At 33.6% G+C, this 13,194-nt stretch carries 14 protein-coding genes; all 14 read right to left on the minus strand.

Annotated features, from left to right (window positions below; translation table 11 throughout):
- Nucleotides 1-11: 11 nt before the first annotated feature.
- Complete coding sequence (locus tag L3049_RS01375; protein WP_275107980.1) at nt 12-533, minus strand: bifunctional adenosylcobinamide kinase/adenosylcobinamide-phosphate guanylyltransferase; 522 nt, start codon at nt 531-533, stop codon at nt 12-14.
- 89 nt (nt 534-622) lie between these two features.
- Entirely contained in the window at nt 623-1,570 is a 948-nt protein-coding gene (gene cbiB / locus L3049_RS01380) for an adenosylcobinamide-phosphate synthase CbiB (RefSeq protein WP_275107981.1), read from the minus strand.
- The gene (locus L3049_RS01385; protein WP_275107982.1) at nt 1,549-2,571 is read right to left on the minus strand and encodes a pyridoxal phosphate-dependent aminotransferase; all 1,023 of its coding nucleotides are present in this window, start codon (nt 2,569-2,571) and stop codon (nt 1,549-1,551) included. The genes cbiB and L3049_RS01385 overlap by 22 nt, the downstream gene beginning before the upstream one ends.
- A 169-nt stretch (nt 2,572-2,740) precedes the next feature.
- A complete protein-coding gene (locus tag L3049_RS01390; RefSeq protein WP_275107983.1) occupies nt 2,741-3,655 on the minus strand; it encodes a dihydroorotate dehydrogenase in 915 nt (304 codons plus the stop codon).
- On the minus strand, nt 3,649-4,410 hold the full coding sequence (locus tag L3049_RS01395) for a dihydroorotate dehydrogenase electron transfer subunit (RefSeq protein ID WP_275107984.1): 762 nt from the start codon (nt 4,408-4,410) through the stop codon (nt 3,649-3,651). Before L3049_RS01395 ends, L3049_RS01390 begins: the two co-directional genes overlap by 7 nt.
- A 61-nt stretch (nt 4,411-4,471) precedes the next feature.
- The gene (locus L3049_RS01400; RefSeq protein WP_275107985.1) at nt 4,472-4,900 is read right to left on the minus strand and encodes a helix-turn-helix transcriptional regulator; all 429 of its coding nucleotides are present in this window, start codon (nt 4,898-4,900) and stop codon (nt 4,472-4,474) included.
- 1,042 nt (nt 4,901-5,942) lie between these two features.
- Nucleotides 5,943-6,323: a hypothetical protein gene (locus L3049_RS01405; RefSeq protein WP_275107986.1), complete on the minus strand. Its 381-nt coding sequence runs from the start codon at nt 6,321-6,323 to the stop codon at nt 5,943-5,945.
- A gap of 1 nt (nt 6,324) precedes the next feature.
- A complete protein-coding gene (locus L3049_RS01410) occupies nt 6,325-7,047 on the minus strand; it encodes a M48 family metallopeptidase (protein ID WP_275107987.1) in 723 nt (240 codons plus the stop codon).
- Between the two features lie 52 nt (nt 7,048-7,099).
- The gene (locus L3049_RS01415) at nt 7,100-7,387 is read right to left on the minus strand and encodes a hypothetical protein (RefSeq protein ID WP_275107988.1); all 288 of its coding nucleotides are present in this window, start codon (nt 7,385-7,387) and stop codon (nt 7,100-7,102) included.
- A 202-nt stretch (nt 7,388-7,589) separates the two neighbouring features.
- The gene (locus tag L3049_RS01420) at nt 7,590-8,093 is read right to left on the minus strand and encodes an RNA polymerase sigma factor (RefSeq protein WP_275107989.1); all 504 of its coding nucleotides are present in this window, start codon (nt 8,091-8,093) and stop codon (nt 7,590-7,592) included.
- A gap of 190 nt (nt 8,094-8,283) precedes the next feature.
- Nucleotides 8,284-9,162, minus strand: coding sequence for a MerR family transcriptional regulator (locus tag L3049_RS01425; protein WP_275107990.1), 879 nt, complete (start codon nt 9,160-9,162; stop codon nt 8,284-8,286).
- Between the two features lie 103 nt (nt 9,163-9,265).
- Nucleotides 9,266-11,053 (minus strand): fasciclin domain-containing protein, encoded by a 1,788-nt coding sequence (locus tag L3049_RS01430; protein ID WP_275107991.1) that lies wholly within the window; start codon nt 11,051-11,053, stop codon nt 9,266-9,268.
- A gap of 108 nt (nt 11,054-11,161) precedes the next feature.
- On the minus strand, nt 11,162-12,466 hold the full coding sequence (locus tag L3049_RS01435; RefSeq protein WP_275107992.1) for a dicarboxylate/amino acid:cation symporter: 1,305 nt from the start codon (nt 12,464-12,466) through the stop codon (nt 11,162-11,164).
- 103 nt (nt 12,467-12,569) lie between these two features.
- A complete protein-coding gene (locus L3049_RS01440) occupies nt 12,570-13,112 on the minus strand; it encodes an FKBP-type peptidyl-prolyl cis-trans isomerase (protein WP_275107993.1) in 543 nt (180 codons plus the stop codon).
- Nucleotides 13,113-13,194: the final 82 nt, after the last annotated feature.

Below are 13,194 nucleotides of genomic sequence, written 5' to 3' on the forward strand. Positions count from 1 at the left end.
TTCTTGTTGTTTTATTGTTTAGGTAGTGTGTTTTTTAGTTCAAGAGGTAATCCAGATACAATTAAGGTAACACAATCAGCTTTTTGGGCAATATACTGATTGATTGCTCCTTGCAAATCATTAAAGCGCATCGCAATTTTATTCCCAGGATGTCCTCCAAGACCTAATTCATTTGTGACAATAATCCAATCGCAATTTTGCTTTAAAATTTTGTCTAATTCTTCTTTAGCCTGACGTAAAGATTCTTTATCATCTTCGCCATTGTCAAAAAAGAAGTTGTTGATCCATAGAGTTATACAATCTAGAAGAACTACTTTTCCTGTAAAATCATGCAGGCTTAAATTTTTTTCTTCTTCAATAGTTGTCCACTGATCTCCTCGTCGTTTTTTATGTATCTCTATTCGCTCTCTATGAGCTTCATCCCAAACTCTGGAGGTTGCAAGGTAAAAGGGGCTTTCACTTAAGGAAAGAACTAATTTTTCTGCAAATAAGCTTTTCCCAGATCTTTGTCCTCCTGTAATCAAATGAATCATCGCAAATTTCTTTTGAAACAATAAGTTTCAATTAATAATGATGTGAAGTTACAAATTAATGGTTCTAGCAAGAACTAATAAACCCTTTTTTATAACAGTGTTTGAAAAGGAAAATAAAGTGTGATAATAATCAAAACAGTTAACAAACATACCGAATGGTTAACGTATGCGACTTTGTTAATTTCTTCGTTATTTATTGGTCTGTTATTTTCACCAATGTATGGTTTGTCTACATTTTTCCCGCCATAATCATGAGGACCACCAAATTGGCAATCAAGTATTCCTGCTAAAGCAGATTCTGGATATCCTGCATTTGGACTTATGTGTGCATTTCCATATTTAAAAAGATATATAAATCCTCTTCCACTAAAACTTACAAGTACCATTAATAGTGCAGTAATTCTTGCAGGTATATAGTTAACAACATCATCTAATCTGGCTGCGATCCTTCCAAACAATATGTATTTCTCATTTTTATAACCAATCATGGAGTCCATGGTGTTGATCATTTTGTAACACATCATTCCCGGAACTCCGCCAATAGCATAATAAAACAAGGGAGCAATTACTCCATCTGATAAATTTTCTGATAAAGTTTCTAGAACAGCTAACCTTATTTCTTGTTCTGATAAATTACTTGTGTCTCGGCCTACAATCCATGAAAGTCGCTTTCTGCCAGCAACAATCCCTTTTTCGTTAAGGTGTTTAAACACCTCGCGTCCTTCTTGCAATAAGCTCTTGTTTGCAAGGCCATAAAAAACAAAAATAGATGTGAATGTTATAAAGACAATTTCATTCCATACAAGCAATAGATCTCCGAGAAGGTAGAATATAGAGTATACTAGTATGGCTAATGCAAATGCCATTATGCCACCTTTTACTAATTGTAATTTCCCTTTGTTAAGTTTTTTTGTGAAAAAAGAGATTGTATTACCGAATAAAACAATTGGGTGTGGTAATTTTCTTGGATCACCAAAAAGCAGATCCAAAATATATCCGAAAAGAAGAGGGAGTATTATGAGTTTAATTTGCTCCATTGAATTAATGCATCGATTAGTAATTGATTTTTTTCTTCAGTTTGAGTAGCCAATCTAAAGTAAGAAGAATTTAACCCTCGAAAATTAGCAGCATCGCGAATTAAGATTCCAAAATTCGAAATAAGATACTTTTTTAGCTCAAATGCTGTGTTTTCTTCTAGTTCAACTAAAAAGAAAGAAGTTTTTGAAGGGTGAATTTTAAAACCTGGAATTTTTTCAAGTTTTTTAATGAATTTTTTAGTTTCTGATTTATAGTAATTTACGGGAGGTAAAAAATCAGTTTTTTCTCTTAGTAGGAATTTTCCAGCCTCAATTGCAATGGAATTAACCGTCCAGGGAGGCTTGAAAAATTGGATATTCTGTACCATAGCCCTGTTTGCAATCAAATAGCCCAATCTCAGGCCAGGTATTGAGAAATTTTTCGTCAGGGACTTCACCAAAATCAAATTTGGGCACACATCAAGTAAATCGATGGCCGATGAAATCGCATCAGTAAAGTCGATATAGGCTTCATCTACAACAAAAGTAGATTTTACATTGCTTTTTAATAAAATCTCTAAATCTGATTTTGATAGGATATCGCCAGTTGGATTATTAGGGTTGCATATCCAAACCAATCCTTCTTCAAATTTGTATTCCTTGCTTAACCAGTTTAAATATAAAAGCTCGTGTTTATTGACTTTGCAAGCATCTTCATACTCGGAGAAGGTAGGGATTACAATGCTGGATTTAGACTTATAAAAGGTTTGTGCTATTAAATAAAAGGCTTCGGTAGCACCATTAGTTGTAATAATTTGATTCGTATTGATATTTAAGTCTGCCGATATGGCAGATACCAAACTTTCAGCAGCTGCTTCGGGATAGGAATGAATCTTATCCCAATTAGAAAATAAGTGTTCTTTTAGTTTATCAGACTTTCCTCCAAACCAAACATTGCTGCTAAAATTAGCAACAATCTCTTGTTCATATTGGTATCCATCATCACCGTGTCCGTGTAACATACTGTACTATAGTGTTTAAGCTTGTTATTTATGCGTTTATTTGTCCTTTTAAATCAATAGAATATTAAGTATATTATTGATTAAAAAAGGAAAGTTTACAAATGTAATTACAAATGTAAACTCTCGGAATCATCATTAAAGAAATATTTCTTTAATTTAAACTATTGATTTACTGTTGGTTAAGTGCACCTATTAAATCAGTGACGTTGTCAACTTGATGTCTGATCATATATTCTTCAATTCCTTTTACAACTTTTTCTGTTACACAAGGATCAATAAAATTCGCAGTTCCAATTTGTATTGCTGAAGAACCAGCTAATATAAATTCGATTGCATCTTTAGCATTCATAATGCCTCCTAAACCTACAATAGGAATATTTACAGCATTAAAAACTTGCCAAACCATTCGTAAAGCTACTGGTTTTACAGCTGGTCCAGATAAACCTCCTGTAACTGTTGATAAGAGCGGCTTTCTGGTTTCTGCATCAATAGCCATACCCAACAGGGTGTTGATTAGAGAAACTGAATCAGCGCCTTGCCCTTCAACAGCCTTAGCAATAGACGTTATATCGGTCACATTGGGTGATAACTTCACCATCAGGTGCTTTTTATAGACCTTACGGACCTCACGAACCACCTCTTCGGCCGAAGCACAGGACGTTCCAAAGGCCATACCACCTTCTTTCACATTAGGGCAAGAGATATTCAGCTCAATACCTGGAATATGGTCCAATTCGTTGATCATAGTTGCTGTTTCAACACAATCCTCTACTAGAGAACCCGAAACATTCACCATGACATTGGTTTTATAATCTTTTATACGCGGGTAGATATCATTACAGAAGTTTTCAACCCCTTTATTCTGTAAACCGACAGCATTAAGCATACCAGACGGCGTTTCGGCCATTCTAGGGTAAGGATTGCCTTCTCGGTGGTATCTTGTTGTCCCTTTTACCAAAATGCCCCCTAATTGGCTTAAATCGATAAAATCAGCGAACTCTTCACCAAAGCCAAAGGTTCCTGATGCAGTCATAACCGGGTTCTTCAAAACCAGATCCTTAAGTTTTACTTCTAAATTTACCATTTTAAGTCCTTTACGTTGAAGACAGGGCCCTCAGTACATACACATTTATTACCTTCTTTTGTATCTGTAACGCAGCATAAACAAGCGCCAAAACCGCAAGCCATGGTATTCTCAAGAGAAACCTCACAAGTCACGTCATTCGCATCAGAATAAGCCGCCACAGCCTTCATCATCGGCTCCGGACCGCAAGTAAAACTGTAATCGAAGTCTTCTTTAAGGACAGAATGCTGCGTAGGATAGCCTTTTTCGCCCATTGTACCATCTTCAGTAGTAATGAATACACGTCCATACTCCTTGTACTGATCAAGCTCAATAGCATCTTCAGCAGAACGAATCCCTAGAATTGTAGTTACTTCGTTTCCAGCTTCCTTTAAATGTTTAGCTAAGTATAATAGAGGAGCAACACCACAACCACCACCAATAAGTACTGCTTTAGAGTTTTTAGGGATAGAATAAGAGTTTCCTAATGGGTAAATAAGGTTCAATTTATCGCCAATCTCTAACTCTCCAAGTTTGTTTGTTCCTTCGCCGATCCTTTTAATGTATAATTTGATGATATTTTTGTCGTAATCAACAAAATGGATTGATAAAGGTCTTCTAAGGAAGGTATTCGTTGCATTTTCTACAAGAACATTAACAAATTGTCCTGGTTTAATATCAGGCAAAGCTTCAGATGCCTTTATTTCCAAGACAAAGTTATCTTTATTAAGTTCTTTTTTGTGCAGTACTTCAAAGTCCTGTACTAATTTTTTCATGGTGCCTAGTTGTATTTTAAACTGTTAAGTAAAAACCCAGGCAAAGATAAGGGAAATATGCTTATGAAGGATTGTATTCCTTAAAAGTTTTGTCTGTATAAAACACAACTACTTTTTCAATCTGTTTACCAGGCACAAACGCGTTCATCTCGAGCACAGGCTCAGATTTTAAGCTGCGATCAGGGGTTGGTTCACGATTTAATTTAGGAGGCTGATTAACTTGGTTTTCAATAGGAGAATGATCCGTATCTATCTCAGTAAATAAATTATCCGCTTCCTTAGTTCCATACATTTCACCTTCTCCAGCTATTAGCCAGTTAATATTAATAGATGGAAATGCAGCCATAATCTTTTGAATGAAGTCTAAGCTAGGCTTATTCCTTCCAGAAAGGATATGAGATATACTAGATCGCTGAACACCAATGGTATCTGCGAATTTAGAAGAGGTTAATCCTTCATTATTAATCAGCTGGACAATTCTATTTTTCATACTAAAAGTGTTTAAATGTGAAATTTACAGATGTTAATTTCATTTCTGTAACAAAAATAGAATAAATTTTACAAAAGTCAAAATCTAAAAGAGTTTAATATTTACATTTGTGGTTTACATTTGTATTTAATAGCAAAAGACTAATTGCGTATTGTAATCTGAATTGTAAATTACTCTTGTAAACACAGATAAGCCTAGTTTAGTAAGGATTGCAGCTCAACCTATGTATAGATTGCTATATATCTATTATGGCTTTATAATATTGATCTAATAGATATTTTGCCAGTTGTGTATCCTATATATCCTAAAACACTTGTTAACAAAGACATTTAGAGTGTTTACAATTGAATATTGGCTCTTATTTACAATATCACACTATAATCTATGGTTTTTAGTAATAAACATCATTTATTAATGGTTTATATAATCTAGACATTAGTCAGATTATTAGCTAGTTATAAATGATAATTTACAGAAAAATAGGTGTTTTACTATAGATATTACACATATGTAACCAATGACTTAAAGTAATAGTTAATTTACACCTTATAAAAGACTGATTAACAGAATAATATACTACTGTGAGCAAGTGTTTATTATCACTATGCAGAATTGTATTCAAGTAGTTTAATGATGATCTGATGTAAACTCCCGAAATTAAAGCCTAAGTACATTTGTAAATTACATTGCTAACTACTTGTGAAGTTTATTGTCTAAATTAGTTTACAAAGGTGAAAGTGAATTTCATTTGTCAAATTACTTTTGTAACCACATAAATGTAGAGAAGTGTAAACTACTTTGTGGGATTTGGAGAGAAAATTTACGGAACTAGCGTAAATCTGAATGTAATTTGTAAACATTCCCCCATGAGTTTACAAAAATTAAACTCTCAGGGGGTTAAATTGTTATTAAATCGGTGTAATTGCCTTTATTTAATGGCTTGTAGGATTATAATAGAATATCCAGAAATAGGATAAAATAGAAAATTAGGTATCTAAATGTAGATTGAAGTAATATTTTCACCTAAATAAACTCTTGTAAGTTACTGATCATTGTTTTTACGAGATTTCATTAGTTTTAAAAATCCCATAAAAAGAATGTAAGCTGCAAATACAACAATTAGTATTCGAAGAATCAATTTCTCATCGTAACCAGTCTGATTGGATAATATATCTCTAGATAAGGCTGGAATCATAAAAATAAGCAAACCAAAAACTATAAATAATTGAATGTATAGAAATACCGTCTTCACTTTCTCTTTTCTCTTAGAAGTGCTTAATTGCAGTCCAGACTGTTCTTTCCCTTTGGGTTTCTTTTTGTTGTTCCCTTTTGTCTTTGACTTCTTGTAATGCTGTTTGAGCTTATGCCCAATTAGAAATGCAAATAAACTTATTCCAATAAGAATGTAAATCTGGGTATTCATGCTAAAAAATTGTTGTTGAGTAATTTTTAATCTCTTTTCTTTTTCTAACTAGGTCTGAACAGTGCATTCCCAGTAAATCATAAAAGTCTTTGGAATGATTTTTCACTAATGTATGGCATAATTCATGAAGAATAACCATATCACACAACTCCTTGGGCAAGCGCATTAAATGAATGCATAAATTTATTTTATTATCGTGTGTACAAGATCCCCAGCGACTTTTTGTGTTCTTAATGTGAACAGAAGTGTACGAAAAGCTACACTTTTGTGCTAATTCATCTATTCGTTTAGGCAAATAATAACTAGCTTCTCTATGAAGTGTTTCAATTATTGATTTCCTAATGAAATTTTGTAGAGCTTGATTAAGGATATCTGTATGTATAGGATATACCACTTCAAGCAAACCATTATGCAGTTTTGCTGAATACTTGGTGACCTTATCTGCTTTTAATTGCAGAATATGGTAATGAGTCTTAAAATCGGTTGAATCAGTAAAAATTGTTTGTTTCTTTTCTTTCCTTTCTGTCTTTTTTAGATTGTCAATAATCCATGCCTTATTTTCTTTAGCAAACGAAATTGCTTCCTGATAACTTATACTATATGGTACGTTGATCCAAACTCCTTTAATTGGAGCCAATCGAACAGATAAACGTTTAAATCTTCTGTTTTTCTTAAGTAGTATTTTTCCTACATCTTCTAAGATTAGGATCTTTTCTTCGGGCATAAAAAAAGCTTTGCAATTATGCAAAGCTATCAGAAAAATCTTTTTAAAGAAATTATTTCTCTTTAATTAAAGCGCTCAATTTTTTGAAAGATTCATCCACACTTGCGAACAATTCTGTATAAACAGATTTGTAATAAGCTTTCACTAATTTTGGATTATCTTTTCCATCAGGATGGTTTACTCGAGCAATTAATTGATTACGAGAAACAATTGTATCCTTTACAATCTCTGTAACTTGCTCTCCTTTTCCTGGATGTAAATAGTTGTAGTTGTAACAGTCAGAGATAACCTCAAAACTTAGGAAATCGATATCTTTTTTTAAGCGTCTTCTACTTGCCATATCTTTACGTTTTATTTATTAAGTCGGTCACCGATAATGTAACTTAGGAACAAAGATAGTAAACACTTGTTAATAATCATATCAAGAAATGTGTATTCTTTTCTATGCAAAAACCGGAAATAATTATCGACGTAATTCTTTCCGGTTTTTTATAAACACAAATTCAAACCTAAAACAAATAATTCATATTAATGTAAGCTTCTTAATTATAAGATGAAAATTCTTTAAGATTCACCATTAGTTCTTTACGCCCTTGAAATATTCGACTTTTAATAGTGCCAATTGGCAAGCTCATTTCTTCTGCGATTTCCCTATATTTAAAACCTGCAAGGAACATTCTGAAAGGCTCTTTAATTTGCACTTCCAGCTTTTCTAGTTCATGCATAATATCTTTATAATTTTGTATTGAAGTAGGATTGTCATAACTAATATTCGACATGTTACGATTCGATTTTGTTTCCTGTGCCATCCACTCTCTCTGAACCACTTTTCTTCTATAACCGTTAATGAAAATGTTTTTCATGATGGTTAGTAGCCATGCTTTCAGATTAGTATGAGTAAATTTATTTTTATAAGTCAATGCTTTAAGCATTGTATCTTGAAATAGGTCTAGAGACTCGTCATGATTAGTTGTTAATCTATATGCATAACTTTTAAGATGCTTATCTAAACTTACTATATGGCTATTAAATTCAATTGTTGTCATGATTTCTCTTTTTAATTGTTTAACTAATTTAAGAAAAGATTAAACAAAAAGCAATTGAATGTTAGTCACAAATCAAAATCAATGCGTCTATTCTAAATAAGAAAACCCTACTCCTCTTTCTTTATGGAAGATTCATAGGGTTTTGATTGAGAACTAAAAATAAGACATGTAAGTCTTTTATCTTTAAAGCTTATACTAATATGGCTTGTTTAAAGTCTTTCATTGAGGTAATTGTTTTCATCCCTTTAGGAAATATAACTCCTTGTTGCTGCAATTGCATTCCAGTAATATAAAGATCAACTTTCGCAAAGCTAGATTTTAAGTTTTGTAAATATTGATTCAATTGATCGACTGTTGTTGGTGTAATGAAAGAAGTGAAAATGCTATTGGGCTGATAATCTTTAATTACCTTTTCCAATTCAGAAAATGGTAAATCTTGCCCCAAATATAAGGTTTGCATGCCATTTTTCTTTGCAATGTATGTGTAAAATAAAATGCTAATTTCGTGCAGTTCACCTTCGGGAAGATAAAAAATAATTTTATGCGCGCCCTCCTTTTTAAAGCCGGAAACGGAATCTATAGCTGCAAATAATTTTTGACGTATTAAATTCGATATAAAATGCTCTTGAGCTGGACTAATGGATCCAACTTGCCAGAGAATTCCAACACGATGAAAAAATGGAAATAATATTTGTGCAGTAGTTTCTTCCATCCCTTTTTCAATCACACTTCTAGATAGTGTAGACTCGAATAAATCTTCATCGAAATTTAAGGTTGCCAAAATTAATTTTTCAATACTTGTATCCTCGAGTTTATTGACTCTTGATAGCTTCAAAACATTAGCTTCTAAGTCGACAACATCCATTTCTGCGAGTCTGGATATCTTAATACCTGAAGCATTTAACATGGAAATATTCAATAATTTTTTAAGATCCTCGTCTGAGTATGTTCGAATGTTTGTTTTGGTACGTTCTGGCTGAATTATTGAATACCTTTTTTCCCAAATACGAATGGTATGCGCTTTGATACCTGTAATTTGCTCAAGGTCTTTAATTGAATATTTGCTCATGCTCATATTGTTAGAAGTAAAAAGAGTGAAAACTCTCTGGATCATAGTAAATCTAATAAAAAAAAGTAAAACCTGTAGAAGCCTACAGGTTTTTTAAGAGGTTTTATTCTGGAAGCAATACTTTGTCTATTGCATGAATAACTCCGTTTGTTCCCTGAACATCAGTTGCTATTACATTGGTGTCTTCATTTATAACAACACCTGAGCTCGTATCAATATCCAATGAATTTGAATCATTTAAGGTTGGCACCATTCCTGTTGTTACTGCCGCTGCTCTAACATTTCCTGAAACAACATGATAAAGTAAAATTGGTGTTAATGTCTCAGCACTTAAGTCATCTATCCCTGAAACTCCTAATTCAGTAAATAGAGCCTCGAATGCTGCATCGGTAGGTGCAAAGATTGTAAATGGACCATCGCCGCTTAATGTGCCTGCTAGATCAGCTTTTACAACTGCTGCTACTAAATGCTCAAATGTTGAATCCGCAATCGCAATATCCACGACGTTAGGAGGAAGTAATACTTTGTCAATGATATGAATAACACCGTTAAACGCTTCAATGTCAGCAGTTGTAACTGATGTTTCTTTGTTAAGCATTACTCCTCCATCAACATCTGCACGTAAAACTACAGGATCTGCATCTGGACTATCTGTGCTTAGTGTTTCTAAATACCCTGTTGTTAAGTCTGTTGACATCTTTTTAGTTGTCAAAACATGATAAAGTAATATTTGAGTTAAAGCTTCCGCTGATACCTCGTCAATGCTAGTTATACCTAAGTCAGTAAATAAAGCTTCAAAGGCCGCATTTGTCGGTGCAAACACTGTAAATGTACCTTCTGAGTCAAGTGTTTCAACCAAATCTGCCTTGCTTAATGCTGCTACAAGACTTGTGAAATCTTCATTTGCTCCAGCAATATCAGCAATGGATTGAGGTTCTTCTTCTGCATTTGGAAGCAATACTTTATCAATAACATGCACTACTCCATTTTTTCCTTGTACATCCGTTACAATAACATTTGTGCTACCGTTAATCATTACTCCTGATCCATCTGCATTAATATCAAGCTCTGCCTCTGTATTAAGCGTTGGCACCATTCCTGTACTTACATCTGCTGCTCTAACATTGCCTGAAACAACATGGTACAGTAAAATTGGTGTTAAGGTTTCCGCACTCAAATCTTCAATTCCTGTAACTCCTAATTCTGTGAAAAGTGCTTCAAATGCTGCATCTGTTGGTGCAAAAACGGTAAATGGTCCGTCTGCCATTAGAGCATTTACTAAATCCGCTTTAACAACAGCTGCAACTAAATGTGTAAATGATGGATTTGCAATCGCGATATCAACTACGGTTGGAGGAAGTAAGACTTCATCGATTATATGAATTACACCATTTGATGCCATGATATCTGCTGAAGTAACATTTGACATGCCATTTATTTGTACTCCTGATTCTAAATCAACTAGTAACTTAATGGCATGGTCGCCTGGCGTAAAGGCACTTAGTGTTTCAACATAGCCGTTGGAAAGCTGAGTTGACTTTACCTCTGACCCTATTACATGATACAATAAGATAGGTGTCAGTACTTCAGCGCTTAAATCTTCTATACCAGTTACGCCGAGAGCTGTAAATAAATTTTGAAAAGCTGCATTTGTTGGAGCGAAAACCGTAAATGATCCTGTGCCATTAAGTGCATCGACTAAACCGGCTTTGCTAAGTGCATCAACTAAAATAGAGAAATCTGCATTACCAACAGCTATATCTACAATGGTTTGCTCCATTGGCTCTGGTTGCATTTTTTTATCATCGTCATCACTACAAGCTACTGTAAAAGCTAATAATGTAAATAGGAAAAGTACTCCTAAGCTAAATTTGTTATTCTTGAATTTCATATCATTATTTTTAATGGTTCAAACAAGAAACAAAAGTACGATCACTTTTGTTCATGAAAAAATCAAAAAAAATAAACAAAACAAACAAAGATCTTGATAATAAGGCTTTTAGATTTCCACTTTTTTTGTGATAACTGTTGGCTGATAATTTAATTGTCCCTCGGTTTGAGCAACAATTGTTGAAACTGTAGCATCTCCTGTAACATTTACAACAGTTCTTAGCATATCCAATGGTCTATCGATTCCTAAAATTAAAGCAAGCCCTTCAATTGGGATTCCTACAGAAGTTAATACAATAATTAGCATTACAATACTTCCACCTGGTACTCCAGGAGTACCAATAGACGCTAATGTGGCTGTTACAACGATTATTAACTGATCGTAGATATCCAAATCAACACCAAAAACTTGTGCTATAAAGACTGCCGCAATAGCTTGATAGCAGCTAGTTCCATCCATATTAATGGTAACACCTACAGGGAGAACAAAACTTGCTACTTCGTTGGAAACGCCAAGTTCATTCTCAACACATTCCATTGTTACTGGCAGTGTGGCTGCACTAGAACTTGTAGAAAAAGCCAATAATTGAGCTGGAGAGATCGATTTGTAGAAGTTGGTGTATTTTACAGGTGTGAAAAATTTTAAGAAGAGTGGATAAATGATAAAAATCATAACCAACAAGCCCAATACAACGGTTATTGCATAGAGACCAAGAGCTGCAAATAGATCAATATCGCCAGAAAAATCAACAATTAATCCAGCTATTAATGCGAATACACCATAAGGCGCAAAAAGCATGATGATGTCTATTATTTTAAGAATTATCGCATCTATTCCTTCGAAAAAATCGCGAACAACTTTAACCTTCTTCTCTTCTAATATTACCATGGCTACACCAAACAAAATGGCAAAGAATATGATTTGAAGCATTTTAGAATTGTCCGTTGCGGCTTTGAAAAAATTAGAAGGGACAACATCAACAAGAAATTTAAGCGGAGATTCCTCTTTTAATTCACTGGCTTGATCTTTCTTTAGATCGATTGTTGCATTGTATTTTTCTTGTAATTCTATCTTTTTGTGGTCTGGAAAGGTATTTCCCGGTTGTATGGTGTTTACCAGAAGTAATCCGAAACTTACAGCAATTACAGTAGAAATTACATAAAGTGAAATGGTTTTAATTCCAATTCTCGATAATTTAGAAATATTCGATAGACTTGAGATTCCCTTTACCAAGGATACAAAAATTAAAGGAACTGCTATGAGTTTTAGTAGATTAAGGAATATACTTCCCCAAGGTTTGATCCAATCATTAGTGAATTCTCCTAAATTAAAATATACTGCCAACAAACCAGCAATCATTCCAAATAACATTCCAACCAAAATTTTAACGTAAAGAGGCATTCTTTTCCACATATCGAATCAATTTTATATTGAGCTTAAAGGTAAGTTTTCATCATAAAAAAACAAAGCCCGAAAACCAAAGGCTTTCGGGCTGTATATCTTTTTTATAAAAGAATTAGCATCCACATCCACTACCGCATCCGCCAGTATCACAGCTTCCGCTATCGCATCCACCTTGAGGAGCATAAGCTTCTTTCATTTCTTCTTCAGTAGCATCTCTTACTTCTAAAACTTCTCCTTTAAAGAAAAGATCATCACCAGCTAAAGGATGATTAAAATCCATTTTAATAGTAGCATCAGTTAATTCAAGAACGATACCATTCATTCTACGACCAGAGTTATCTTGCATAGGAACAACATTACCTACTTTAATAACTTCAGCATCAAATTCACCGTTTACTTCAAAAATATTTTTTGGAAGATCGATTACTGCTTCTTCTGAAGCTGCACCGTAAGCTTCTTCTGTAGCTAATTTAAAATCAAAAGCATCGCCAGTTTTTAAACCCATAAGGTTAGCTTCAAATTTTTCTAACATTTGACCTGCACCACATAAAAATGTAAGTGGAGTTTCTGCTACTGCTTTCTCAATAATCTCTCCGGAAAGATCAGTTTTTAATTCATAAATAACTGAAACAACCTTATCTTTTGAAATCGTCATAATATTTTCTTTTTTATTTTATTATATCCTTCGTTTTTCACCTGAAATGATGAAATTCTGTACAAAGAAAGTACAATTATTC

It is taken from the genome of Labilibaculum sp. DW002 (genome assembly GCF_029029525.1).
In the GTDB taxonomy this organism is placed as follows: domain Bacteria; phylum Bacteroidota; class Bacteroidia; order Bacteroidales; family Marinifilaceae; genus Paralabilibaculum; species Paralabilibaculum antarcticum.